Origin of the sequence: Dyella sp. ASV21 (assembly GCF_016428975.1) — a bacterium.
Taxonomy (GTDB): Bacteria; Pseudomonadota; Gammaproteobacteria; order Xanthomonadales; family Rhodanobacteraceae; genus Dyella.
The window spans coordinates 68,868-94,377 of record NZ_JAELTT010000001.1; the positions used below are offsets into that span (position 1 = coordinate 68,868).

At 64.5% G+C, this 25,510-nt stretch carries 17 protein-coding genes; 8 read left to right on the forward strand and 9 right to left on the reverse strand.

Features of this window, described 5'->3' with window-relative positions; all coding sequences use genetic code 11:
• The first annotated feature begins 74 nt into the window (after positions 1–74).
• Positions 75–254 (forward strand): hypothetical protein, encoded by a 180-nt coding sequence (locus JHD67_RS00375; RefSeq protein WP_199096203.1) that lies wholly within the window; start codon positions 75–77, stop codon positions 252–254.
• On the opposite strand, the gene agaR is transcribed toward JHD67_RS00375, so the two are convergent.
• Genes agaR through JHD67_RS00390 form a run of 3 tightly spaced genes read right to left on the reverse strand, consistent with a single transcriptional unit; the run spans position 255 to position 3,248 of the window.
• Entirely contained in the window at positions 255–1,064 is an 810-nt protein-coding gene (agaR, locus tag JHD67_RS00380) for a transcriptional repressor AgaR (RefSeq protein ID WP_199096205.1), read from the reverse strand.
• Positions 1,061–2,317, reverse strand: coding sequence for an amidohydrolase family protein (locus JHD67_RS00385; RefSeq protein ID WP_233171533.1), 1,257 nt, complete (start codon positions 2,315–2,317; stop codon positions 1,061–1,063). Before JHD67_RS00385 ends, agaR begins: the two co-directional genes overlap by 4 nt.
• A gap of 13 nt (positions 2,318–2,330) precedes the next feature.
• Positions 2,331–3,248, reverse strand: a complete 918-nt coding sequence (locus JHD67_RS00390; RefSeq protein WP_199096207.1) for a fructose-bisphosphate aldolase — start codon at positions 3,246–3,248, stop codon at positions 2,331–2,333.
• A 64-nt stretch (positions 3,249–3,312) separates the two neighbouring features.
• On the opposite strand from JHD67_RS00390, the gene JHD67_RS00395 reads away from it, so the two are divergent.
• The 5 genes from JHD67_RS00395 (at position 3,313) to JHD67_RS00415 (ending at position 11,695) form a co-directional block, all read left to right on the forward strand.
• On the forward strand, positions 3,313–4,512 hold the full coding sequence (locus tag JHD67_RS00395; protein ID WP_233171534.1) for a tagatose-6-phosphate ketose isomerase: 1,200 nt from the start codon (positions 3,313–3,315) through the stop codon (positions 4,510–4,512).
• Positions 4,509–5,435 carry a carbohydrate kinase family protein gene (locus tag JHD67_RS00400; RefSeq protein WP_199096211.1) on the forward strand — a complete coding sequence of 309 codons (927 nt, stop codon included), beginning with the start codon at positions 4,509–4,511 and terminating at the stop codon, positions 5,433–5,435. Before JHD67_RS00395 ends, JHD67_RS00400 begins: the two co-directional genes overlap by 4 nt.
• On the forward strand, positions 5,432–6,364 hold the full coding sequence (locus tag JHD67_RS00405) for a 1-phosphofructokinase family hexose kinase (RefSeq protein WP_199096213.1): 933 nt from the start codon (positions 5,432–5,434) through the stop codon (positions 6,362–6,364). The genes JHD67_RS00400 and JHD67_RS00405 overlap by 4 nt, the downstream gene beginning before the upstream one ends.
• A 149-nt stretch (positions 6,365–6,513) precedes the next feature.
• Positions 6,514–9,570: a carboxypeptidase regulatory-like domain-containing protein gene (locus JHD67_RS00410; RefSeq protein WP_233171535.1), complete on the forward strand. Its 3,057-nt coding sequence runs from the start codon at positions 6,514–6,516 to the stop codon at positions 9,568–9,570.
• A 127-nt stretch (positions 9,571–9,697) separates the two neighbouring features.
• A complete protein-coding gene (locus JHD67_RS00415) occupies positions 9,698–11,695 on the forward strand; it encodes an enterotoxin (RefSeq protein ID WP_199096215.1) in 1,998 nt (665 codons plus the stop codon).
• A 92-nt stretch (positions 11,696–11,787) separates the two neighbouring features.
• On the opposite strand, the gene JHD67_RS00420 is transcribed toward JHD67_RS00415, so the two are convergent.
• The 3 genes from JHD67_RS00420 to JHD67_RS00430 all read right to left on the reverse strand — a co-directional run bounded on the left by JHD67_RS00420 (position 11,788) and on the right by JHD67_RS00430 (position 15,161).
• Complete coding sequence (locus tag JHD67_RS00420) at positions 11,788–13,395, reverse strand: carboxyl transferase domain-containing protein (protein ID WP_199096217.1); 1,608 nt, start codon at positions 13,393–13,395, stop codon at positions 11,788–11,790.
• Between the two features lie 138 nt (positions 13,396–13,533).
• Entirely contained in the window at positions 13,534–13,827 is a 294-nt protein-coding gene (locus JHD67_RS00425; protein ID WP_199096219.1) for a hypothetical protein, read from the reverse strand.
• Positions 13,828–13,976: 149 nt separating this feature from the next.
• Complete coding sequence (locus JHD67_RS00430; RefSeq protein ID WP_199096221.1) at positions 13,977–15,161, reverse strand: acetyl-CoA C-acyltransferase; 1,185 nt, start codon at positions 15,159–15,161, stop codon at positions 13,977–13,979.
• A gap of 225 nt (positions 15,162–15,386) precedes the next feature.
• On the opposite strand from JHD67_RS00430, the gene JHD67_RS00435 reads away from it, so the two are divergent.
• Positions 15,387–18,236: an autotransporter serine protease gene (locus JHD67_RS00435; protein ID WP_199096223.1), complete on the forward strand. Its 2,850-nt coding sequence runs from the start codon at positions 15,387–15,389 to the stop codon at positions 18,234–18,236.
• A gap of 177 nt (positions 18,237–18,413) precedes the next feature.
• Positions 18,414–21,344 carry an autotransporter serine protease gene (locus JHD67_RS00440; RefSeq protein WP_199096225.1) on the forward strand — a complete coding sequence of 977 codons (2,931 nt, stop codon included), beginning with the start codon at positions 18,414–18,416 and terminating at the stop codon, positions 21,342–21,344.
• 136 nt (positions 21,345–21,480) lie between these two features.
• Here the strand turns inward: JHD67_RS00440 and JHD67_RS00445 are convergent, their stop codons facing one another.
• From JHD67_RS00445 to JHD67_RS00455, 3 genes are all read right to left on the reverse strand, one after another.
• Positions 21,481–22,638: an isovaleryl-CoA dehydrogenase gene (locus JHD67_RS00445; protein WP_199096227.1), complete on the reverse strand. Its 1,158-nt coding sequence runs from the start codon at positions 22,636–22,638 to the stop codon at positions 21,481–21,483.
• A gap of 112 nt (positions 22,639–22,750) precedes the next feature.
• Entirely contained in the window at positions 22,751–24,913 is a 2,163-nt protein-coding gene (gene yccS, locus JHD67_RS00450) for a YccS family putative transporter (RefSeq protein ID WP_199096229.1), read from the reverse strand.
• Between the two features lie 100 nt (positions 24,914–25,013).
• Positions 25,014–25,457, reverse strand: a complete 444-nt coding sequence (locus JHD67_RS00455) for an excinuclease (protein WP_199096231.1) — start codon at positions 25,455–25,457, stop codon at positions 25,014–25,016.
• Positions 25,458–25,510 lie beyond the last annotated feature (53 nt).

The following is a 25,510-nucleotide window of genomic DNA, read 5'->3' on the forward strand; positions in this document are numbered from 1 at the left end:
ATGAAAGTCAACTATTGGGTTGACTATGTTCGGGCGCGACCTGGCTAGAATCCGGCGACTTCCAGGAGTTCGCGATGCATCCCATATCTTCCACGGACGCGGTTCCCGACGGCGACGACACCGACATCACCGTGCCGCCCACGGCCATGCGCCACCCTGCGCACGGCGTGCTGGACAGCGTCGACATGGCCAACCACGACGAAGTGGATCACGAGGCCGCCTTGCGCGACTCCGCCTTGCGCGTACCGCGCTGATCAGACCAGCAGGGTCTTCACACCCTGGGCGTTGAGTGCCTCGATGTACTCGGGCGGCGCGGCGCTGTCGCTGATGACCAGGCCCAGGCTGCTTACCGGCGCGATCACCGAGAGGCTGCGCTGGCCAAACTTGCTGGCGTCCAGCACGGCCACGGTCTGGCGTGACACACGGATCATCAGCGCGTTGAGCGCGGCTTCCAGCGGATCGGGCGTGGTGACGCCTACTTCCGGGTCCAACCCATCCACGCCAAGGAACAGGCGGTCCGCGGAGAGGCGCGACAGCGCCTGTTCGGCATCCGGGCCGGCCAGCGAGTAGGAGGTCTGGCGCAGTAGCCCGCCCAGCATCATCACGCGCACGCTGGGCAGCGAAGAGAGTTCCATCGCGATATTGAGCGCGTTGGTTATCACCGTGAGCGAAGTCCATTTCTGCTGGCGGATCTGGCGGGCGATCTCCACCGTGGTGGAGCCCGAATCGAGAATGATGGTGTCGCCGTCCTCGATCAGCCGTGCAGCCGCCTGGCCGATACGGCGCTTCTGCGCATGGTGGCGGGTTTCCTTGATGTTGAGCGGCGTATCCAGCGTGGCGGGCGCAGCGGGCAGGGCGCCGCCGTGCGAACGGCTGATGGCGCCGGCACGGTCGAGCGCTTCCAGGTCGGCGCGGATGGTCACGGCGGAAATGTCGAACTGCGCCACCAACTCGTCCACCGTAACGCGACCTTGCTGGTTCACCTGTTCGACGATACGACGACGGCGTTCCTCCACCAGTAACTTCGGTGGAGGGAGCGGGGCAGCCTTGCGTCGTCCGTTCATGGGTCCATTCCTAGCAATCGAGCGGCGTTGTCGTGATACACCTTGCGCAGGATGTCGTGCGGCAGGCCGACGCCGTAGATCGACCAGCGGCCCTGCGGCGGTACGGCCGCTGGAGCGTAATCGAAGTATTCGTCCTCTGTCTCCAGGAAACGGTAATAGATCTCGTACAGCGCGTCGCCCAGCAGTTGCTGCGGCACGTCGTTGCCGTAGGGGGCTGGGACGGCATCGGTGCCGAACAGGATGCGGTCCTGGTAGCGCTCGAAGAAGCGCCGCGCCATGCGTGGCTGGCGGCCCAGCTCGCTGATGCGGGCACTGATGTCCACGTATACGTTCGGGTGGCGATCCATGCAGGCGGCGATGGTGGCCAGATCTTCCGCCTGGTTGCCTACGTGCATGAGCACGAAGGTCGTGCCCGGATGGCGTGCGATCACGCGGTCGCGTGCGGCGAGCAGGTCGCGATGGCTGGGATACTCCGGGCCGTAGAATGACCAGTCCGGATGGCGCGCCAGTTCCTCGTAACGCTCGTTGGTGCTATCGCCCGGGAGAAAGAACGCTTCCGGGTCGGAGGTGTGGATGAACACGGGCATGCGGCGCGCCGCGCAAGTCTCCCACATCGGGTCGAAGCGGGCGTCGTCCACGCCCACCAACTCGCCCTGGTCGATGCCTTCGCGAAGGTACAAACCCAGGGTCTTGAGCAGCTTGAGGCCGGCGGCGCCCACGCGATGCGCATGTTCGATGGCCTCGGCCTGTAGGCGCGCGTAATCGGGTTGATCGAACAGCGCGAACGACGGCTCGGTCATGGTGCGGAAACGGCCGGGAGCCACGGCATCGAAACGCGCGATGGTTTCCTCCAGCCCGCGGCCGGTGCCGCCGGTGAGATTGACCATGGTGCGGATGCCTTTGCGATCCATCAACGGCAGCAGTTCGGCGGGATCGGCGAAGTAGGTCATCGCCTCGCCCAGTGATACGCCGCTGCGCGTTTCGCTCATCCAGCTCAGGTGCGTGTGCACGTCGATCACCGGGAACGCGGGCGTTTGCACCTGCGTCACCGGAACATGCAGCATGCTGCGCGGCTGAAACTCGCTCAGGCGCAGCGCTTCGCTGCCTGCAGACGGTGCCGTCTGCAGCGGATTCTTGCCGCCGCCGCCGAGCATCGGCGGCGCACAGCACCCGCAACCGGTGCGGGTAACGTTCCATGCATGGCGGCGTGCCGGATCGGCGCGCCGCTGCTGGCGATGGTGGGCCGGAAGCATGGGTCGCCTCGGCTCAGCGCGGGTAGCGCGCCATGATGTCGTGCACCTGGCGCGTCAGCGCCACGGCCTGCTCGAACGGACGCAGCCACATGTTGCGCCCGAACATCACGCCGCTGGCACCGCTCTGCATGTAGAACTCCACCTTGCGCAGCACCGCCGCGTCGTCGTCGTTCTTCTCGCCACCGGAGAACAGCACCATCGTGCGGCCCGCCGAGCGCACCACGCGCGCACAGCGGGCGGCGGCATCTTCCTGCAGCTTGTCATACGGCGACGGCACGTTGCTTACGCTGTCGTTGGGTTCATGCAGCTTCACGATATCCGCGCCCAGTTCCAGCGCCACGCGCGCGGCGTAGTCCTGCGCATAGAGCGTATTGGTGCCGCCCTTGCCGTTGATGGCGCTGCCGCGCGGATAGGACCACAGCACCAGCGGCATGCCAAAGCGTTCGCAGTCCTGGCGCACTTTTTCGAACTGGCGGAACTCATCGTGCTGGCGTGGCGAACCCACATACATGGTGTAGCCCACCGCGTCCGCGCCCAGGCGCACGGCGTCTTCCACCGAAGCGAACAGCGGCGAGGTCGCGTCCGCATCGCTGGGGATATTGGTTTTGCCGTTGAGCTTGAGGATCAGCGGCACGCGGCCGCAGTACTCGGTCATGTACTTCTCGGCCAGGCCAATGCCCAGCGCAATGGCCGAAAAGCCGCCGGCTTCGGCGAGTTCGAACTGATAGCTCGGATCGACCGCCGGCGGGTGAGGGAAGAAATCGGTCGGGCCGTGCTCCAGGCCCTGGTCCAGCGGCAGCACCAGCAGGCTGCCATTGCGCGGACCGCTGCCATACAGCAGGCGCCACAGGCGGGTGCGCTTGCCATGCGAAAGGGCCAGCGAAGCCAGCTTGGTGGAAGAAAACGACGGCGCTTGCAAGTTGTGTTTCATTTCGAATACCTTGTGTTTGAGGTTTCGTGTTGTTTCGTTTTATATCATATTTCATCAGATGACCATGCCTGTCAAACCCGCCGTTAGTGTTTCCACGCTGGAATCGTTGCAAGCCGCCCCCGCCGCCGAGCAGCAGCGGCGCGGCTATGCCGACACCCTGCGCGAGATCCTCCAGCAGCCCGAGACGTGGCGGGACACTGCCGCGCACCTGGCCGACAGCGCCACGCGCACGATGCTGCGTGAGCTTTTGGCGGCATCGCCGCGGCACATCGTGCTGACCGGCTCAGGCAGTTCGGTCTATGTGGGTGAGTGTCTGGCCCCGGCCCTGCAGGCAGCACTGGATATACCCAGTCTCGCGATCGCAGCGGGCTCTTTGCTCACGCATCGGCGCGGCACCTTGCCCAAGGGCAAAGGCGTGCTGGTATCCATCGCGCGCTCCGGCGACAGCCCGGAGAGCACCAGCGTGGTGGATCAGGTGCTCGATGCGGAGCCGGGCTATCAACATCTCGTCATCACCTGCAACGCGCAGGGGCGTTTGGCAACGCGCTATCGCAGCGAACCACGCGTGCATGTGCTGCAACTGGCCGCCCGCACCAACGACCGCAGCCTGGTAATGACCAGCAGTTTTACCAACCTTGTGCTCGGCGGCGCCGGACTGCTGCATACCGAGCAGGATGCGTCGGCCGCACGGGCAGATCTCCTCGCCGATCTGGCCAGTCGCGTATTTGCACAGTACGGGGATGCCCTGGCGCGCGAAGGCGCGGCGGATTTCGATGCCGCGCTGTATCTCGGCAGCGGCTGCGCGTTTGGAGCCGCGCGCGAAGCGGCGCTGAAAATGCTGGAGATGTCGGGTGGTGCGGTCAGCGCCATGTGCGAGACCTATCTGGGTCTTCGTCACGGGCCTATGTCGTGGCTCGATCGTCCATGTCCGGTCGTGGCGTTCCTCTCTTCCGCCGCGTCGGTGCGTGCCTATGAGCTGGACCTGCTGCGCGAGATTGCGCGCAAGGGCCTGGGTGGGGTGCGCGTGCTGGTGGGCGAGAATATTCCGGCGGATGTGATCGGGCCGAACGATGTGGCGATCGATCTGCCCGACTTGTCGATGCTCGACGATGCGCGGCAGGCGATGGTGCATGTCGTGGTGGGCCAGTTGCTGGCGCTGTTCCGCTGCCTTGCCCTGGGCCAGCAACCGGATGCGCCGGCACAAGGCGTACTTACGCGGGTGGTGCAGGCCTTTGCCATCCACGACGGGGAGCGGGGCGCGTGAAGCCGCTACTCGTCGCTGGCGAGATCAATGTCGATCTGGTGTTCACCGGCTGCGAGCGCTTGCCGGAGTTCGGCGCCGAAGTACTCGCCTCGGGCTTTCGGCAGGGGCCGGGCAGCTCATCGATGATCTGCGCGATGGGACTCGCCCGCTTGGGGCACCCGGTAGCGTTTGCCGGCGTCACCGGACGCGATGGCTGGGGCGATTACTGCATCGATGCGATGCGCCAGGCGGGCATCGACGTGGCAGCCATTGCCCAGCGGGACGGGTTGCAGACGGGTGTCACGGTGGCACTTTCTTCGCAGCACGACCGCGCCCTGGTGACCCATATTGGCGCCATCGGCGCACTGCGCAGTGACGACGTGGGCGATGCGCTGCTCGGCAGCGCCGGTCACCTGCATGTGTCCTCGTACTACCTGCAGGATCAATTGCGCCCGGGCTTGCACGGCTTGCTGGCGCGCGCACGTGCGGCCGGGCTGAGTACATCGCTGGACCCCGGTTTCGACCCCAGCCAGCGTTGGGGCGATGCGTTGCTGGACTTGCTGCCACTGCTGGACGTGTTCCTTCCCAATGAGCGCGAAGCCTGCGCCATCAGCGGCAAGCGCGATCCCCTCGCCGCGTTGCATGCGCTCGCCAACGGGCACACGCTCACCGTGGTCAAGTTGGGTAGCGAGGGCTGCGTCGCGCTCGATCGCGATGGCCAGCTGCTGAGCGTGCCGGCGCATGCAGTGGAGGTGGTGGACAGCACAGGCGCGGGCGATTCCTTCGATGCCGGTTTTCTGCATCCCTGGCGACAGGGGTTGCCGTTGCGCGACTGCCTGCGCTGGGGGAGCGCCTGTGGGTCGCTGTCCACGCGTGGCATGGGGGGCACGGCGTGCCAGGGCACGGCAGCGGAAGTGCAAGCGTTACTGGGGACGACCGCGTGATCACGGTCGCCGGCTTCAACACGGCGATCGATCGCCTGGTGACGCTGGACAGCTTCACGCTGGGCGAAGTACAGCGCGCGAATGCGGTGCAGAACTATCCCGGCGGCAAGGGCGTGCATGTAGCGCAGACCATCGCCGCGCTGGGTGAGCCGGTGCAACTGGTGGGGTTGGTCGACGGGCCGCACCGCAATTTCATTGCGCGCCGCATGAGTGAGCGCGGCGTGCTGTTCCACGGCGTGGAAATCAAGGACGAGTTGCGCCAGTGCCTGGCGCTGCGTGAGCGCGACGGTCGCATGACCGAGGTGCTCGATCCGGGCCCGCTGCTGTCGCGTGCCGTGCGCGACCAATTGCTGCACACGCTGGGCCGGGCGATGGATGCAAGCGCGGCCCTGGTGATGTCCGGCAGCCTCCCGCGCGGTTTCGAGGCCGATACCTATGCGCAGCTCACCCGTCAGGGCGCGGCGGCGGGCTTGCCGTGTTTTGTCGATGCCAGCGGTGACGCCTTGCGTCTGGCTGTGGCCGCCATGCCTTATCTGATCAAACCCAATGGCGATGAAGCCGCGCAGCTGCTCGGCAGTGCGGTTACCGGCATCGATGCAGCGGCAGCGCTTGCGCGGGTGCTGCATGCGGGCGGCGTTGCACGCCCCGTGGTGACGCTGGGGGCCAAAGGCGCGGTGGGTTACGACGGCCATGGAGCATGGCATGCGGTGTTGCAGCTCGAACACAGCGAGAACGCGGTGGGTTCCGGGGATTGTTTCCTTGCCGGCCTGGTGGTGGCGCAGCAGCGCGGGTGGGCGTTCGACGAGGCGTTGCGTCTCGCGGTGGCTTGTGGCGCCGCGAATGCCCTGCATGAAGAAACCGGATTTGTTCGGCGTGCCGACGTGGAAGCGTTGCGTGCGCGCGTGGAAGTGACACGCCTGTCGGCGTGAGCGGTACGCCGTGCGTCGGGAGAGGACGCGCGACGGAGAAAGCCAATCGATTCCGCGGGGGAGGACGTGCCCGTGGCGTTTCCAGCAGGGCCTCGGCGTCGGGGAGAACGATCGCGACGTGGCCCGGTTCACACAACGAGGGTCCAGGCATGTACGCAGCAGGAGAGGGGCGCAAGTCGCGCTGTATCAGGAAAACCGTGTTGGCGATGGGGCTTGCATTCGCCCTGGCGGGTGTGGCGCAGGCGCAGTCGATCACGGGTGGTTTGTATGGAAAGGAGCCGTCGGGCAAGGGTTTGACCGTGCAGGTCAGCAATCCGGCCACCGGTTACGTCAAGCAGATCCAGGCGGATGACGATGGCCGCTACAGTCTCGCTGGTCTCAATCCCGGCAAGTACGAGGTCACGGTGAGCCAGAACGGGCAGGTGCTCGGCACGCGCAGCGTCACGGTATCGCCGAACGTGCAGTCGCCGGTGCAGCCGGTGTCCGCCAGCGGCAGCGCGACGACGAACGCCAAGGCGACCAATCTTTCCGGCGTCACCGTGAGCGCGGCGGCATTCAACAACGATGTGCAGCCGATCGACGTGAGCACGCCGGAGCTTTCCAACAACTACAACATCAATCTGGTCAATCAGCTGCCTACCGGGCGCAGCCTGGAAAGCATCGCGCGGCTCAAGTCCAACGTGCGCTACGACGACCAGACCACGGGCCTGGTGCAGATGGGCGGCGCCAGCCCCGCGGAGAATCGCTATTACTTCAACGAATTCGACACCACCTACGATTACAACGGGCTCGGCGCTACGTCGTTGCCTTCCGAAGCCTTGAGCTCCGTGCAGGTGCTGAGCAGCAACGGCTCGGTGGGTTGGACCAACGCCACCGGCGGCATCCTGTCCGCCACCATCCGCCAGGGCACCAACGACTTCCAGGCGGGCTATTCGCTGTATTACACGCCGCCGACGTCGCGCCTGCTCAACCCGCGCCGTCATGATTCGTTTGCATCGGATGGCAGCTACTACAGCTTTGCCTCGGCCAATACGCACGGTGGCAACGTGACCGGGCTGCCTACGGGCTACCAGGGGCCGGCACCGGAGGTGCCGTCGGGTCAACCTTCCACGTCGGGCCAGTATCTGTGGGCTTCCGGCGCGCTGGTGAAGGACAAGCTGTTCTTCTTTGCCATGCTGGGCAATAGTCCGAATAATCAGTTCACCACGTATTCGCAGAACCGACAGTCGCTGATTACCGATCGCGACAAGAATGCGCTGGTCAATCTCACCTGGAACATCACCAATAACCAGTCGCTCAATGTGGCTGGCTACAAGGACTGGAACTCCAGTTTCAGCAACCTCTATACGCTCAATACGCCGTACGACCCCAAGTCCGTGGGCGACTATTTCGGCTGGTCGCAGACCAAGGTGAAGAACCAGTTCCTGATCGGCAACTACCATTGGCAGATCAACGACGACATGTCGCTGCGCCTGATGGGTGGCTATCTGAGCCAGTCCTCGCTCAGCCCCACGTCGAGTTCGGGCACCGGGCTGCCTTATGTGAGCGAAGTCGATCCGGTCACCAATGTCTCCAACAACATTGGTGTCACCAGTACGCCGAATCAGCTGTTCCCATTCCAGTATTACCGCCGCGGCTTCAAGGGCGACTTCACCTGGAACCTGGGCGATCACAAGATCACCATCGGCGCCGAGCACTACAAGCACTACATCAACAACACCATTACCACCACCGATGGTGGCGAATGGACCTATTACGACCGGCCCGGCACCATCTTGCCGAACGGCTCGCCGGCACCCGCCAACGGGCAGTATGTTGCGCAGTTCTACGAGCGCACCGGCGGGGCGTTCTCCACGGTCAACAAGGCCGCCTATATCGATGACTACTGGCAGGTGGCCGATCGCTGGGTGGTCTACATGGGCGCACGCTTCGACACCTTCATCAACAAGAACGTCAACGGTGAGAATTTCCTGCGCATGCCGATCACCTCGCCGCGCCTGGGCCTGTCCTGGGACGTCAACGGCGACAGCTCGACCAAGCTCGGCGTGAACCTGGGCAAGTACGCGCTGGCCATTCCGTCCAGCGTGAACAACGGCGCGGCGGGCGCGGTGTACGAGTGGAACCGCTATTACACCTATACGGGCATGGACCCAAACACCAAGGCTCCCACGGGGCTGACCCAGATCGGGCCACAATCCACCTTGATCAACGGCCAGGCGCCCACGGCGTACAACGTCGCCTCGTCCAATATCAAGGCGCCGTACCAGTACGAATTCCAGGTGTATCTGCAGCAGCAGTTGTGGGGTACCTGGGCGGGTTCGGCGGAGCTGGGCTACAGCCAGCTCAAGCGCATCATCGATGACACCTGCTACAACCAGGGCATTACCGATTACGCCAATGCGCATGGTTACCCCAACTATGTCGACGAAAGCGGCTGCCCGATCTTCAACCCCGGCATCGCGCAGGTGTTCACGCGTGACTACAACGGTGACGGCAAGCTGGCGCAGTTGACCATTCCAGGCAGCGTGTTCGGTCCGGCACCCAAGCGCCGCTACTCGCACCTTACGCTGGAACTCACCCATCAGCGCAGCAACGAGGAGCCGTATTTTCTCGATGTGAGCTACACCTGGGCGCATCTCTACGGCAACGATGACGGTCTGCTCAATCTCGGTACACGTACCGGTACCGGTCCCGGAGAGCAGATCTACTGGGACTTTCCGGGCCTGATGGAGTACGGAAGCGGCAATCTTGCCGGCGATATCCGCGATGCCCTGAATATCAATGGGGTGTACTACTTCACCAACGGATTGCGCCTCGGCAGCACACTGGATATGCATACGGGTGAGCCATTGAGCTGCCTGGGTACGTACCCGGACATCAACAATCCGGCGGAGCTGTATGGCGCGGCCAGCCATTACTGCAATGGCGTTCCCTCGCCGCTGGGCGGAGCAGGGCGGCTGCCGTTCTTCTGGCAGTGGAATCTGGGCGTGGGCTACGACTGGGCCATTAATACGCAGAATCACCTGAGCATTGACCTGCAGATCCAGAACGTGACCAACCGCCAGGGCAAGATCGACGCGAACCAGATCTACGACACCGGTAGCCTGCCCAGCAATGGCGTGTGGGCGCTCAATCCCAGTTATGGGGCGGCCTCGTGGCAGGTGCCGCGTACCACCCAGCTGGTGTTGCGCTATACCTTCCAGTAAGACCACGAAGGCGCCCGCGAGGGCGCCACTTTTAGCGCCCTCGCGATCCAGCGTCGCGGCGGTATCTATCTCCCTTCGCCGGTGCGTTGGCATCGGCGAAGGGCATGGCCCGAGAGGATGTTCCGGCATGGCTTTGGTTTCACTTCGACAGTCCCTGCGCGCGGCGTTGCTTATCAGTAGCTTCGCCGCTGCTGCTTATGCGTTTGCAGGCGTTCCGGCGTCATCGGCGGGCGCGCGCTTTGGCAATGCCACCATCGATGCAAGCTGGGCGGTTCGCGATGGCCATCTTGTCGACGTCAGCGTGGTCGATCACGTCAATGCACAGACGCTGCCGATCACCGCTCCGTTGGAGCTGACCTTCCGCGATGGCAGCAAGCTGGGTGCGGATCAGCTGAAACTGCTGTCGCCCGCCAGCACCCGCAGGCTCAAGGCGGACAAAAGCGCCTCGCGCCTTGCCGAACGCGTGCCTGGGCAAGCGACGCAACTCACGCTGGGCGACGATGCGGGGCGCTTCCGCATCGAATGGCGCTGGGTGCAACGCGAAGGCTCGGATTACCTGCGCGCGGAAGTCACCATCACCGCGCTGAAGCAGGACGAGAACATCAGCAAGGTGGCGCTGCTGCAGGCACAGGCGGCCGATGCCGAAGTGGTGGGTACGGTGCAAGGGTCGCCGGTGGTGGCGGGCCACGATTACTTTGGCTTCGAACATCCCTTGTCGTCCAGCGAGGTGCATGGCAAGCAGGTGAAGCTATGGATCGAACGCGGTCTGCCGCTGCTCAAGGGCCAGTCGATCACCTATTCGGCCGTGATCGGTGTGACGCGCGATAACCAACTGCGCCGCGATTTCCTTACTTACATCGAGCGCGAACGCGCTCATCCGTATCGCACCTTCCTCCATTACAACTCGTGGTATGACATTGGTTACTTCACGCCGTATACCGAGGCGCAGGCACTGGATCGTATTCATGCCTTCGGTGAGGAGCTGAGCGTAAAGCGGGCAGTGAAGCTCGATTCCTACCTGTTCGACGACGGCTGGGACGACCGCAGCGGCAGTTGGCATTTCAGCAAAGACTTTCCCCACGGTTTCCTGACGTTACGCGATGCCGCAGTCAAGTACGGCGCCGCCCCGGGAATGTGGCTGTCACCGTGGGGTGGCTACGGGCCGCCCAAGCAGGACCGTGTGAAGAATGGTCAGGCGAATGGCTACGAGGTCATCGATGGCGGACTCGCCTTGTCGGGTCCCAAGTACTATCAGCGCTTCCATGATGCGGTGCTCGACCTGGTAAAGAACGACGGCATCAACCAGTTCAAGTTCGACGGCACCGGCAATGCGGACAAGGTGTTCCCGGGCAGCCGCTTCAGCAGCGATTTCGATGCGGCGATTCAGTTGATCGACGACCTGCGTGATGCCAAGCCCGATCTCTACATCAACCTCACCACTGGCACGACCGCCTCGCCGTTCTGGTTGCGCTATGCCGATTCGATCTGGCGCGATGGCGAGGACGACGAACTCACCGGCGTGGGCAGCAAGCGTGAGCGCTGGATCACCTACCGCGATCGCGAGACGTACCACAACATCGTGGAGAAGGGACCGCTGTATCCGCTCAACTCGCTGATGCTCCACGGCATCATCTATGCGAAGGAGAATCGCAAGCTCAACACCGATCCGGGGCACGACTTCGCCAATGAAGTGCGCTCTTATTTCGGCACCGGCACTCAGTTGCAGGAGTTGTACATCACCCCGGACCTGTTGAGTGCGCAGGATTGGGATGTGCTGGCCGAAGCCGCGCGCTGGTCGCGTGCCCATGCGGAGGTGCTGCGCGATACGCATTGGGTTGGTGGCGATCCTGGTCGTCTGGACGTCTACGGCTGGGCGTCGTGGACCCCGAAGCAGGCCATCATCACCTTGCGCAACCCGGATGCCAGGCCGCAGCTTTTCGTGCTGGATCTCGCGCGTCAGTTGGAGCTGCCGCCCGGTGCCGCCACCCGCTACAGCGCACGTAGCCCTTGGCAGGAGGACGCCAGCAAGCCCGCGCTTACGCTGGACGCAGCGCGATCGAGCACGCTTACGCTCGCACCGTTCCAGGTGATCACGCTGGAGCTGACTCCGGAAACGCCCCGCTAGGTTACTTCCCCCTGGCCGGCGCTGCCGGCCCTTGGTCGCTCCGGACTGGAGGCGGCAAGGCCTCGTCTCGCGACGAGGCCTTTTCTTTGGGGTTACATGCGGAACACGCCGTAGCGCTGCGGCTCGATGGACGCGTTGAGCGAGGCCGAGATGGCCAGGCCAAGCACGCGCCGGGTATCCGCCGGGTCGATGATGCCGTCGTCCCACAGGCGGGCGCTGGCGTAGTAGGGATGCCCCTGGCGTTCGTACTGGTCACGGATGGGCGCCTTGAAGGCTTCTTCATCCTCCGCGCTCCACGACTTGCCGGCGGCCTCGATGCCGTCGCGGCGCACGGTGGCCAGCACGGAGGCGGCCTGCTCGCCGCCCATCACGCTGATCCGCGCGTTAGGCCACATCCACAGGAAGCGCGCACCATAGGCACGCCCACACATGGCGTAATTGCCAGCGCCGAAGCTGCCACCGATGACCACGGTGAGCTTGGGTACATGCGAGCACGCCACGGCGGTCACCATCTTGGCTCCGTCCTTGGCGATGCCGGCGTTCTCGTACTTCTTGCCGACCATGAAACCGGTGATGTTCTGCAGGAATACCAGCGGCACATTGCGCTGATTGCACAGTTCGATGAAGTGCGCGCCCTTGAGCGCCGATTCGGCGAACAAAATCCCGTTGTTGGCGACGATGCCCACGGGATAGCCATGGATGTGCGCAAAGCCGCACACCAGGGTCTTGCCATAGCGGGCCTTGAACTCGTGGAACTCCGAGCCGTCGACGATGCGCGCAATGACCTCGCGGATGTCGAACGGGCGGCGGGTGTCCTGCGGGATCACGCCATAGAGATCTTCGGTGGGAAAGAGCGGTTCGCTGGGTGCGCGCAGCGCCAACGGCATGGCCTTCTTGCGGTTAAGGCTGGCGACGATGTCACGCGCGATGGACAGTGCGTGCGCGTCGTTCTCCGCGTAGTGATCGGCTACGCCGGAAACCGCGGTATGGACGTCCGCACCACCCAGCGCCTCGGCGTCCACCACCTCGCCGGTGGCCGCTTTCACCAGCGGCGGCCCACCAAGGAAGATCGTACCCTGCTCGCGCACGATGATGGTTTCGTCGCTCATGGCCGGCACATAGGCGCCGCCAGCCGTGCACGATCCCATCACCACGGCGATCTGCGGAATGCCCAGCCCGGACATGCGCGCCTGGTTGTAGAAGATGCGGCCGAAGTGTTCTTTGTCCGGAAACACCTCATCCTGCAGCGGCAGGAAAGCGCCGCCCGAGTCCACCAGGTAGATGCACGGCAGCCGATTCTCCAAGGCCACCTCCTGCGCGCGCAGGTGCTTCTTCACCGTCATCGGGAAGTAAGTGCCGCCCTTGACGGTGGCGTCGTTGGCGACCACCACCACTTCGATGCCGTTGACCCGGCCAATACCGGTGATGATGCCGGCGGCAGGTGCGGCGTCGTCGTACATGCCGTGCGCGGCCAGGGGCGAGAGCTCAAGGAAGGGCGAGCCGGGATCGAGCAGGGCGCGGATGCGTTCGCGCGGCAACAGCTTGCCGCGGGCGGTGTGCTTCTCCCGCGCCTTGTCGCCGCCACCTTCAGCGCTGCGCGCCAGTTCGCGATGCAAGTCGTCCACCAGCCCCCTCAGTTGTGCGCTACTGGCCTGGAATTCCGGGGAGCGGGGATCGATCTGCGTGGTGAGGACACTCATGCTGGCACGGCCGTTCGTATGGAACCATGGATGATAGCGGCCGGGGCGCGGCGGCTAAATCGGCAACGCAGCATGGCGAGCGCACAAAAAAAACCGGCCGCACAAGGCGGCCGGTTTTGGATAAGTACAAAGTTGTACTTAGTGACCTGCGGTCGAAGCAGCAGCCGGAGCCGGCTGTTCGGCCGGGGCCGGAGCCGGCTGTTCAGCCGGAGCAGCGGCAGGCTGCTCAGCGGCCGGGGCAGCGGCGGTCGAAGCAGCGGCAGCAGCCGGCTGTTCAGCCGGAGCAGCAGCAGCCTTCTGAGCCTGGTCAGCAGCCTGCTGAGCCTGGTCAGCCGACTTCTGAGCGTCCTGCGCGGAATCCTGCGCGCCGTTGCTGCAAGCCGCCAGCAGCGCGACGAGCGCAGAGGCGAGAAGGGTACGCGTGAACTTCATGGTGAATCTCCTTTGCCGTGGAATGCCGTTTGGCGGGCGTATTAATAGCGCTTTCGTGGAAAATGCGCCACATATTTGTGTAAAGAAGCGAAAACGGTTAACCCCGCTTTCATCGGCAGCCGGCTAGGCGGCTGCCGACGATAGCCTGCTCAGTCGAGGCATTCCACCGCAATCGCCGTGGCCTCGCCACCGCCGATGCACAGCGAGGCAACGCCACGCTTGAGGCCGCGGGTCTTGAGCGCGTTGATCAAGGTCACCACCAAGCGGGCACCGCTAGCGCCAATCGGATGGCCGAGTGCGCAGGCGCCGCCGTTGACGTTGAGCTTGTCGCGCGGGATATCCAGCTCCTTCATGGCGGCCATGGCGACCACGGCAAAGGCTTCGTTGACCTCGAACAGGTCCACGTCGCTGGCCTTCCAGCCGGCCTTCTCCAGCACCTTGTGCAGGGCGCCGACCGGGGCGGTGGTGAACCATTCCGGTTCCTGCGAGTGGGTGGCGTGAGCGACGATGCGGGCCAGCGGCTTGAGCCCACGTGCCTTTGCGTCATCCGCCGACAGGAGCACCAGGGCTGCGGCACCGTCGGAGATGCTCGACGAGCTGGCGGCGGTGATGGTGCCGTTCTCCTTACGGAACGCCGGCTTGAGTGTCGGGATCTTGCTGACGTCCGAGCGACTGGGCTGCTCGTCGGTGTCGACCTGCACGTCGCCCTTGCGGCTGGATACGGTCACCGGAACGATTTCGCCAGCGAACGCGCCGGACTGCTGGGCGGCCTTGGCGCGCTCTACCGACTCGGTGGAGTACTGGTCCTGCGCTTCACGGGTGAAGTGATACTTGTCTGCGCACAGCTCGCCGAACACGCCCATGGCCTTGCCGTCGTAGGGATTCGTCAGGCCGTCCCAGGCCATGTGGTCGACCAGGGTGCCATCGCCGTAGCGGATGCCGGTGCGGGCATTGACCATGTGCGGGGCGTTGGTCATCGACTCCATGCCGCCGGTGACCACCACCGACGCCGAGCCTGCCTTGATCAGGTCATGACCCAGCATGATCGCCTTCATGCCCGAGCCGCACACCTTGTTGATGGTGGTGCAGCCAGCCGCCGGCGGCAGGCCCGCGCCCAACGATGCCTGGCGCGCTGGCGCCTGGCCCAGGTTGGCGGGCAGCACGCAGCCCATGATGACTTCGCTGACATCCGCGGGGGCGACACCCGCCTGCTCCAGCGCCGCGCGGATGGCGGTAGCGCCCAGCGTGGGCGTGGGGACGCCGGTGAACTGACCGAGGAAGGAGCCAATGGCAGTGCGCTTGGCACCGGCGATGACGACGCTGATGTCCGACATGGATATCTCCGCAAGTACTTGAAAGGGCAGGGGTGCCCGGTATTCAACCGTTCAATTATCGCAGTCCTCGGCTGACAGGGGCAAACGGGGTATATCTGACGCTGGTATGGGATGTAACGCCGGTTTCGTTGCCTTTTCGTTGTGCAACGATGGGGCCATTCGCGCGTTGCAAAGAGGCATCGGCGCGTCGTGTGGTTTGGCCATTACGCGGTAGGGGGAGCTGCGATGAATACAGGTATTGGTGGTTTGCGCTATCGCCGCGGGGCGGTGCTGATGGGGCTGGCGGTTGGGCTGGCCGCATGCGGTGGTGGTGGCGGCAATACCAAGCCGACCCAGGCGCCTTCGACGCCGCCGGTGACGCCACCCTCAACGCCGCCGACGACACCCCCATCGACGCCGCCCCCTTCCTCCTCCTCGGTGGCGCAGCCGCCGATCGATGCGCAATTGAGCCTTACCAATACTTATGCGGCGCATGCCGCGGGCTACACGGGCGCGGGTGTCACCATCGGCATCGTCGATACGGGCGTCACCTCCACCCATCCCGCCCTCGCCGGGCGCGTGGTCAAGGACCTGGTGTACGTCAACGGCAGCACCAACAACCTCAGCGTGGACGACGCCAACGGACACGGCACCTACGTTGCCGAAATCGCCGCGGGCACGCCGTTCGGGCAGTTCGCCGGAGGCATTGCGCCGGGCGCCCATATCGTTTCCGCGCGCATCATCGATGACAACGCCCCTGACGATAACGGCACGAACCCCACAAGCACCGTCACCTCATCCGACGCCATATCGCTCAATCAGGTCAATGCCGACCTGATCGGCCAAGGCGTCAAGGTGATGAACAACTCCTGGGGCGGTATCACCTGGAGTGCGTCGGACACGGCCACCACCCAGGCCTACCATGACGCGTACAGCCCCTTCATCAACACCTGGGGTGGCCTGGTGGTGTTTGCGGCGGGCAACGATTCACAGGCCAACCCCAGCAGCATCGCCTCGCTGCCCAGCCTCGCGCCGGATCTTGAGAAAGGCTGGCTGGCCGTGGTGGCGATCAACAGCAACAATCCCACCCAGCTCGATGGTTATTCCAACAAGTGCGGCATCGCGATGAACTACTGCCTGGCCGCGCCGGGCGACGTGATCGTGAGTGGCAAGGGTGATACCAGCACGGCCAACGAAACCTATTGGATCGTCGAGGGCACCTCGCTGGCCGCGCCGCAGGTGACTGGCGCGGCGGCCCTCGTATGGCAGGCCTATCCGTACTTCAGCAACGATCTGGTGCGGCAGACCTTGCTGGGCACGGCCGACCCCCTGGGCGGCTCGCAGCCCAATCCCACCTATGGCTACGGCGAGCTGGATGTGGGGCGCGCGGTGAATGGCCCCGCCCAGTTCAACTGGGGCGACGTTACCGTGAGCTTTAGCGGCAGCTCGAGCTGGAACAATGCGATCTCGGGGGCCGGTGGCCTTATCAAGCAGGGCACGGGTACGCTCACGCTGACCCAACCTTCCACCTATGCCGGCCTCACCCAGGTGCAGGGCGGTATGTTGGTGGCCAAGTCGTTGGCTTCCGGCGTGAGTATTGGCGCCCAAGGTGTGCTCAGCGGCACGCCCAACGTCAGCGGTAGCGTGAGCAATGCAGGCGTGCTGGCGGTGAGTGGCACGGATGTCACCGTAGGCGGTAACTACACCCAGACGGGTGCTGGACGGCTGGCGGTGTCGCTGGGTTCGGCGCTGCGTGTTACCGGTACGGCCAGCCTCACTGGCGGCGACCTCTACGTAACCGGCATCAACTCGGGCTACCTGGCCAACGCCCACACCGACGTGTTGACCGCCAACGGAGGCCTCAGCGGTACCTTCTCCGCACTCAATGTAGCTACCGGCGTGCTGTTAAGCGCTTCGCTCAACTACAACGCCACCGATGCCTGGTTGAACGTAAGCCAGGTGCAGGCGACCAACGTCACCGGCGTGACCTACACGCCCGCCTCGTATGCGGCAGCCCAGCGAGTGGATGCGGCCTTCGCCCAGATCAACGGGCAGACAGGGCAGGCCAGCGGCGGTGCTGCGGTGCCCAGTTCCTTCGTGAACGGCGCGGCGAACTTGCAGCAGACGGCCACGACCAGTGCCTTGCAGCAATCGCTGAGCAGTCTTTCCGGCCAGATGCATGCGGCCAGCGCGGCCATGACCTTCGATGCGATGGATGCCGGTACGCGCGCGCTGTCCGGCCGCTTCGACCAACTGTCCGATGTGGCCAAAGTCGGCGGCTGGACGCAGAGCCTCGGTAACTACGGCAGCCTCAGCCGCAGCGGCTACAGCAACGTAGGCTATGACCTCACTGGCTGGATGGTGGGGCAGGATCGCCGCGTGGGGGCCAACGGCGTGTTCGGTTTCGCCGTGAGCCAGAGCCAAAACTTGGGCCGTTTGGACGAATTTGCCGATCAGGGCCGCAGTCGCGCGGTCGAGGGCATGTTCTACGGGGGCATCACGCAGAACCAGTGGTACGCCCTGGGCCGGCTGGGTGTGGGCAGCTATCAGGAGTACATGCTGCGGCATCTGGCATTGGGCGGCGACGTGCAGGCCGTGGCCAGCGACAGCAGCGGGCGTTATGGCTTGGCCTATGGCGAAAGCGGCTACCGCCTCAACATGGGCGGCGTGCGCATTACGCCTTACGTGAACGTCCAGTACGCCGCTATCCAGGCGGATGGCTTTAATGAGCTGGGCGGCGATGGCTTTGGCCTGAAGGCCGGGGCGCAGACCATCGAGCGCTGGCAGGCCGGCGCTGGTTTGCGCGCCGCGCAAGAGTGGTCGTTGCCTGGCGGGGGTAGCCTGAGCCTGCAGGGTCGGCTGTTGTGGCAACGCGCCTTCAGCATGAGCGGGGCGTTGCCTGACGCCAGCTTCACCGCACTCAACCAGTGGGCACCGGTGGGCGGTATCGGCCTGTCCCGTTACGGTGGCGAAGCGGGCCTGGATATGGCCTGGCGTTTCAGTCCGCGTGCGAGCCTGTCCCTGGGATTGACCCAGTACGTCGCCCAATACGACCGCGGCAAGATGGAAACCCTGAGCTACCGCTGGTCGTTCTAGCCCCCATCGCCGCCGGGGGCTCCCCTGGCCGTCGGCGGCGATGTCCGTATTTGTGCCCTTCGTAGGAATTTCCCTGCAAGTATGTGCGACGATTCGCAGGGAGGTGCTGGCGGAGTCCAGTAGGTAGCCGCCGCGCTTGGATTGCATGGAACGCCCACGGTGGGCACAGGGGAATGTATGGATAGCCGTTTGGGCGGATTGCGCTTCCGCCAGATGTCCGTTTTGGTGTGGGCAACCCTCGGCCTCAGCGCCTGCGGTGGCGGCGGTGGCAACGGCAACGTCAAGCCGAGTTATCCACCGTATACGCCACCGTCCACGGGCTATCAGCCCCCCAACTCCGGCTATCAGCCGCCGACCAGTCCGGGCACTTCACCGGGCAATCCGAGCACGCCCACGACACCTACGACGCCGACCCAGCCGTCGGTGCCTACGCCGCCGATCGACGCCCAGCTTTCGTTGACCAACGCCTATGCCGCGCAGAAGGCGGGCCTCAACGGCAGTGGCGTCACCATCGGCGTGGTCGATAGCGGCGTGATGCGCAACCATCCTGCGCTCGCCGGTCGCGTGGCGAAGGAGCTGATCTATATCAATCCGAGCACCAACAATCTGGCGATCGACGACGTCGTGGGCCACGGTACCTGGGTGTCGGAGGTGGCCGCCGGTACGGCGTTCGGCAAGTTCGCCGGAGGACTGGCACCCGGAGCCACGCTGGTGTCGGCGCGCATCATTTCGGACAAGGCGCCGGACGATAACGGTTCCACGGCACCCTCCACGGTAACCGCTGCCGACGCGGCCCCTTTTCAGTCCATCAATGGCGACTTGATCAGCTCCAACGTCAAGGTGATGAACAATTCCTGGGGCGGCATCACCTGGAGCGCGTCAGATACCGCCACGACCAAGGGTTTCCACGACGCCTATAACGCCTTCGTCAACCAGTGGGGCGGTCTGGTGGTGTTCGCTGCGGGCAACGATTCGCAGCCGAACCCCAGCACCATCGCGGCCTTGCCAAGTCTCGCGCCAGACCTGCAGAAGGGCTGGCTGGTGGCGGTGGCGCTGGACAGCAACAACCCCACCCAGTTGGCGAGCTATTCCAACAAATGCGGCATCGCCATGAACTACTGCCTGGCAGCGCCGGGCAATGTGGTGGTGAGCGGCAAGGACGATACCAACGCCAGCCAGAGCTATTGGATCGTCGAAGGCACGTCGTTTGCGGCGCCCGCCGTTTCCGGTGCGGCGGCGTTGGTCTGGCAGGCGTTTCCGTACTTCACCAACGATCAGGTGCGCCAGACACTGCTGGGCACCGCCGATCCCCTGGGCGGCTCGCAGCCCAATCCCACCTTCGGCTACGGCGCGCTCGACGTAGGCCGCGCGATCAACGGTCCCGCGCGCTTCGATTGGGGCGATTTCGACGTCACGCTCAACACCAATTCCACCTGGAGCAACGCAATCAGCGGCCAGGGTGGACTGATCAAGCGCGGCACCGGCACGCTGACCCTCACCAACACGCTGAGTTACCAGGGTGCGACGCAGGTAATCGACGGCACGTTGTCGGCGACGATGATCCCGGCGGATCTGTATATCAATAACGTCAGCGCGACCTTGAAGGGCGTGCGCAGCATCGTTGGCAACGTGACCAACTCAGGCACGCTGACGGTGGCTGGCGGTGATGTGAGCGTGGGCGGTAGCTATTACCAGGGGCCGCCGGGTGGCCTGTCGCTCACGCAGGGGCGCCTTGCCGTGGAGCTCGGTTCGGCGTTGCGCGTGGCCGGCAGCGCCACGATCAAGGGCGGCGATCTCTATGTGATCGGTATCGGCAAGAACTATGTCGCCAATGCGCACACCGTGGTGCTTTCGGCTACGGGCGGCTTGACCGGTACGTTCCAGAGCCTGGATGTGGCCCAGGGCGTATTGCTCGCGGCCACCCTCAATTACGACCCGAACACGGCATGGCTCAACGTGTCGCAGGTGCAGGCGACCTCGGTCGCGGGCATGAACTACACGGCGGCATCGGCCGCCGCCGCCCAGCGCGTGGATGGTGCATTCAGCCAGATCAACAGCTCGCTGGGGCAGGGAGGCACGGCATCCAGCGGCGCGGTGTCCAGCAGCTTCGTCAACGGTGCGGCGAGTTTGCAGCAAACCGCGACGACGGCGGCGTTGCAGCGTTCGCTGGAAAGCCTTTCCGGCCAGTTGCACGCGGCCAGCGCCGCCATGACCTTCGAAGCCATCGATGCCGGCACGCGTGCGTTGTCCGATCACTTCGATAGCCTGGTCGATACGCGCACCACGGGTGGCTGGGCGCAGACACTGGGCTATCACGGCAGCATGAGCCGTAGCGGCTACGGCGACATCGGCTACGACCTCAGTGGCTGGATGGCCGGCCAGGATCGCCGCTTCGGCAGCAATGGTGTATTCGGTTTCGCGGTGAGCCAGAGCCAAGGCCTGGGACGTCTCGCCGAATTCGCCGACCAGGGGCAGAGCCGCGCCGTGGAAGGCATGCTCTATGCGGGTGTCACGCAGGACGCTTGGTATGGCATGGGGCGCCTCGGCTATGGCACCTATCGCGAGGACATGCACCGCCACCTGCTGCTGGGTAGCGACATGGCCTCGGTCGCCAGCGATACCAACGGCCGCTACACCGTGGCGTATGGCGAAAGCGGTTTTCGCACCACGCTGGGAGACGTGCAGGTCACGCCCTACGCGAATCTTCAATACGCGCGCATTCAACGCGATGGCTTCAACGAAGTCGGTGGCGATGGCTTTGGCCTGAAATCGGCGTCGCAATCGGTGGATCGCCTGCAGGCTGGACTGGGTTTGCGTGCCGGGCATACCTGGCCGCTGGCCGGAGGCGGCAGCCTGAGCGTGCAGGGCCGCTTGCAGTGGCAGCAAGCGCTGGCCACGCATGGCGATGTGTTCGACGCCAGCTTCACCGGTGTCGACCAATGGGCGCCCGTGGGTGGCGTGGGTATTTCGCGCTATCAGAGTCAGGCGGGACTCACGCTGGACTGGGCGATGTCCAAGCGTTCCAGCCTGCAGTTCGGCATGGATCAGTACTTCGGGCAGAACGGCGGCGGCACCATGGGCATGCTCAACTACCGCCTGAACTTCTAAGGTGTGCGTGGTGCCCGGGCCATACAGCGGTACGTAGTGAAACCTCCAACCAGCGGCGAGTTCTTCTCGCCGCTGGTTGGAGGTTGCCCCGCCTTTTCGTGCGGCTGCTTACCAAGGCGAGCGGTCAGCGCGCTGCTTACGCCTTGCCGTGGAACAACTCGCGACCAATCAGCATGCGGCGGATCTCGTTGGTGCCGGCACCGATTTCGTACAGCTTGGCATCGCGCAACAAACGCCCCGCGGGGAATTCATTGATGTAGCCATTGCCGCCCAGCGCCTGAATGGCTTCCAGCGCCACCTTTACCGCGTTCTGCGACGCGTTGAGCAGGCAGGCGGCGGGATCGATGCGTGACCGCACATTGCTGTCGAACTGCTGGGCGACCATGTACGCAAAGCCACGCGAGGACTGCAGGGCGGTGTACATGTCGGCCACCTTGCCTTGCATCAGGCCAAAGGTGCCGATGGGGGCATTGAATTGCTTGCGTTCGCGCACGTAGGGCAGTGTGAGATCCATCGCCGTCTGCATGATGCCGATGGGGCCGCCCGAAAGCACAAGGCGCTCGGTATCCAGGCCGCTCATCAACACGCGCACGCCTTCGTTCACTTCACCCACGATGTTCTCGGCGGGAATTTCGCAATCCTCAAACACGAGTTCGCACGTGTTGGAACCGCGCATGCCGAGCTTGTCCAGCTTCTGCGCGGTGCTGAAGCCCTTCATGCCCTTTTCGACGATGAAGGCAGTCATGCAGCGGCTGCCGGCCGCGCGCGGCGCGGTGCGCATGTACACCAACAGCACATCGGCATCCGGGCCGTTGGTAATCCACATCTTGGTGCCATTGGCGACCCAGGCGTCGCCCTTCTTCTCCGCCTTGCAGCTCATCGAGCCGACCACATCGGAGCCCGCACCCGGCTCGCTCATCGCCAGTGCGCCCACGTACTCTCCCGAGCACAACTTGGGTATGTACTTGCGGCGCTGCGCCTCGTTGCCGTTGTGGAAAATGTTCTGCACGCAGAGGTTGGAGTGCGCGCCATAGGACAGACCCACCGAGCCGGATGCGCGCGAAATTTCTTCCATCGCCACCAGGTGTGCGAGAAACCCCAGGCCCGAGCCGCCGTATTCCTCGGGAATGGTGATGCCAAGCAGGCCCATGTCGCCCATCTTGCGCCACAGGTCGGCGGGAAACTGGTTCTCGCGATCGATGTGATCGGCACGCGGCGCAATCTCTTTTTCGGCGAACGCATGCACGCTCTCGCGCAATAGATCGATTTCTTCACCCAGCGGGAACGGACGCATGCCAACGTACTCCAAAAAAGAAGCGGTATAGGCAAATAGTAGCGCGCCGCCCGTGACAAGCCGTTGCGCGACGCACAACCACGCGGCCGAATGGCGAGGGATGGGGCTTGGTTCAGCGCTCGCGCAGGGCGTTCGCCAACTCGGCCAACTGGTCGCGCTGCGCCAGAATCTGCGCGAGCTGGCTCAGCACCAGTCCCGCGATGTCGTCCGCATCGCGCGTGGCGAGCGTGTCGGTCAGTGCCTGCGACGCCGCGGGAGTCGCCTCCAAGCCGTTGGCCAGCGCATCGGCGAGCTGTTCGAGTGCCGCGACCACTCGCATACCTTCGCGCTGAATGGATTCGCGTGCCGCGGGCGCAGCGACCGCTTGGCGATGCACACCCAGTGCGGACAGCTGGCCGAGCAAGGTATGCGCCGCCGCCAGAAAACGCAGCAGCATTTCACTGCCACGCCGGTGCCGGTCGGGCTCGCGCAGCATATTGGCGAGCACGCCGCTCAACGTGGCATTGGCGTTGTGCGCATCGCGTCGAGCGATGCGATAGTCCAGGTCGTCGCGGCGTCCGCTGGCGTACTGCTCGACGATGCGCGTGAGATAGCTTGCGTCGTGGCGCAGCATATCGGCCAGCACCTCATCGAGGCGCCGGCCCTGCCAGTCGGGCAGGATCAATCGCATCGCCAGCGCGGCGATGACTACGCCAATGATCGTGTCCATAAGCCGCGGCAGCATTACCTCATAGCCGCTGCCGACCTGGTTGAAACACAACACCACGAACAGCGTGATGGCGGCGGTAGCGGTGGGATAGCGGCGCAGGCGCGCGGCAAAGAACAGCACGCCCGACGCAACGATCAGCGGCAGTTGCCACGTAAGCCCGGGTACCAGCCGCAAGATGGCCCAGCCCAGCACCAGGCCGGTGATCGTGCCGGTCACCCGTTGCAGCAGCCGGCGCACGGTGGCGCCGTAGCTGGGCTGGCATACCAAGAGGGTGGTGAGCAGGATCCAATAGCCATGCCGTGGATGCACCAGATGCAGCACGCCGTAGCCCACCAGCAATGCCAGGGCCAGTCGAACGGCATGCCGGAAGCGAAACGAGCGCGGCGTCAGTTGTGCGCGGATGCGCTCCCAGGCTTCGCCCAACGATTGCGGCCCCGGATTCTGCAGCAGGCTTTCCGTGCCTGTCGCCGGCAGGCCAACCGGTGCCTCCCCTTCCAGTTGCTGTTGGATCGCCGAGAGATTGCGTATCACGGCCTCCAGCGAGCGCAGCAGATGCGCGGCAGGCGGATGGTCTTGCGCGTGCAGCGCGGCGAGTGCGCTGTGCAGATCCGCTACCGATTCGGCGATTCCGGCGGTGGCCGGTGTTTGAATGCGCAGGCGCAGCGCCTCGGCACGTTGGCGACAGGCGTGTGCCTGCAGCCGTAGCAGATGTTCGCAACGGAACAGCACATCGCTGTGGAACAGCGCTTCGGCCAGGGCGTCGTACGGGTAGTGCGCCGAACTCACACGCTCGTGAATGTCCTGCGCGGCGAAATACAGCCTCAGTCGTGCCGCGCTGGCGCCGCGCGGACGCCGCGCGCGCATGCGGTCGATCAGCAGCAGGCGCGTATCGTTGAGTGCCTCCACCACGCGTTCGTTGCGTACGGCAAGCGATAGCTGCAGCGCTTCGCGATCCACGCCATGCACCGGCGTAAACAGCGCCGCCTTGCTTTCCAGTACGTTTGCCAACGCCTCGAATAGTCGCGCCAGGGAATGGCGCACCGCCTGTTGGGGGGCCATCACGCTCCACAACAAGGACAACACGCCATACCACGCTGCACCGGCCAACAGCAGCAGTGGCGTATGCCAGGGATGCGTGAGCGTGGCGCCCGCCGTGTCGGCACCGATCATGGTGTACACGGCCAGCAATAATGTGGCGCCGGCCACCGTCGCATAGCGTTCGCTTACCGCGCCCAGCATCGACAGCACAAAGGTGGATAGCGTCAGGCCCAGGGCGAACAACCACGGATAGGGAAACAGCAGTTGTACCGAACCGGAGGACACCGCAAAGCAGGCCAGTGTTACCAGCAGGGTGGTGAGCCGACTGCGCCAGTGATCCTCGGTTTCCGCCAGGGCGCAGGCGATGACCCCCAGCAGCACGGCGACCACCCCAGCCATGCGATCGGTACCCGCGCACCAGACGATAGCCCCGCCCAGCGCCACAAAGACGCGCAGGCATTCGGCATAGCGGTCGGAGCCGCGAAGGCGGCGCCAGCGTTGGACCAGGGAAAGAGGGAGTGCGCTCACTCCATCAGCATACGATGACGCGTCGCACCATGCCCAGTCGCCATCGTGTTGGCTTCGGGGCCCACGCTCCTGTGGTCGCGGGCTCCCGAGGCGGAAGGGCCTACTTCACCGTGGCCAGCTTGCCCTTGAGCTGCACGCCGGACATCAGAAAGCCCACGTGGCATTCGTAGTTGGCCGGATCGCTGTAGACCACGTCGTTATAGTCGCTGACGATATCGATCACGGCGTTGGCGCCGGCAGCCTTGGCATCGTCCTGCAGCGCGATCAGGGCGGACTGCAGCACCCAGGAGCAGGTGGCGTCGTCCTTCTTGTTGAAGGCGTTGGTCTTGCGGTTGGTCGAAACGTTGTCGTTCACCACGGTCACATCGCCGGTGGGGCTATGGCCTTTCAGGTAGAACTTCACCGTGCCATCGATCTTGCCGGTCTGCTGGGCTTCGGCCACGACCTGGTCGAACGGCAGATGCACGATCTTGTCGGCCGCCATGCTGGCGGCGGGCACGGCCATGAGAAGCAGAGCAGCAAGGCAGAGATGTTTTGCGTTCATGCGTTGGTTCTCCTTAGGGGTAGCACTCAGGGGTATCGGGTTTGGCTGCGCGA

Excerpts from the sequence above, each read along its gene's own strand:
- JHD67_RS00375 (WP_199096203.1), top strand. The coding sequence starts at position 75 with ATGCATCCCATATCTTCCACGGACGCGGTTCCCGACGGCGACGACACC.
- agaR (WP_199096205.1), bottom strand. The coding sequence starts at position 1,064 with ATGAACGGACGACGCAAGGCTGCCCCGCTCCCTCCACCGAAGTTACTG.
- JHD67_RS00385 (WP_233171533.1), bottom strand. The coding sequence starts at position 2,317 with ATGCTTCCGGCCCACCATCGCCAGCAGCGGCGCGCCGATCCGGCACGC.
- JHD67_RS00390 (WP_199096207.1), bottom strand. The coding sequence starts at position 3,248 with ATGAAACACAACTTGCAAGCGCCGTCGTTTTCTTCCACCAAGCTGGCT.
- JHD67_RS00395 (WP_233171534.1), top strand. The coding sequence starts at position 3,313 with ATGCCTGTCAAACCCGCCGTTAGTGTTTCCACGCTGGAATCGTTGCAA.
- JHD67_RS00410 (WP_233171535.1), top strand. The coding sequence starts at position 6,514 with ATGTACGCAGCAGGAGAGGGGCGCAAGTCGCGCTGTATCAGGAAAACC.
- JHD67_RS00415 (WP_199096215.1), top strand. The coding sequence starts at position 9,698 with ATGGCTTTGGTTTCACTTCGACAGTCCCTGCGCGCGGCGTTGCTTATC.
- JHD67_RS00420 (WP_199096217.1), bottom strand. The coding sequence starts at position 13,395 with ATGAGTGTCCTCACCACGCAGATCGATCCCCGCTCCCCGGAATTCCAG.
- JHD67_RS00425 (WP_199096219.1), bottom strand. The coding sequence starts at position 13,827 with ATGAAGTTCACGCGTACCCTTCTCGCCTCTGCGCTCGTCGCGCTGCTG.
- JHD67_RS00430 (WP_199096221.1), bottom strand. The coding sequence starts at position 15,161 with ATGTCGGACATCAGCGTCGTCATCGCCGGTGCCAAGCGCACTGCCATT.
- JHD67_RS00435 (WP_199096223.1), top strand. The coding sequence starts at position 15,387 with ATGAATACAGGTATTGGTGGTTTGCGCTATCGCCGCGGGGCGGTGCTG.
- JHD67_RS00440 (WP_199096225.1), top strand. The coding sequence starts at position 18,414 with ATGGATAGCCGTTTGGGCGGATTGCGCTTCCGCCAGATGTCCGTTTTG.
- JHD67_RS00445 (WP_199096227.1), bottom strand. The coding sequence starts at position 22,638 with ATGCGTCCGTTCCCGCTGGGTGAAGAAATCGATCTATTGCGCGAGAGC.
- JHD67_RS00455 (WP_199096231.1), bottom strand. The coding sequence starts at position 25,457 with ATGAACGCAAAACATCTCTGCCTTGCTGCTCTGCTTCTCATGGCCGTG.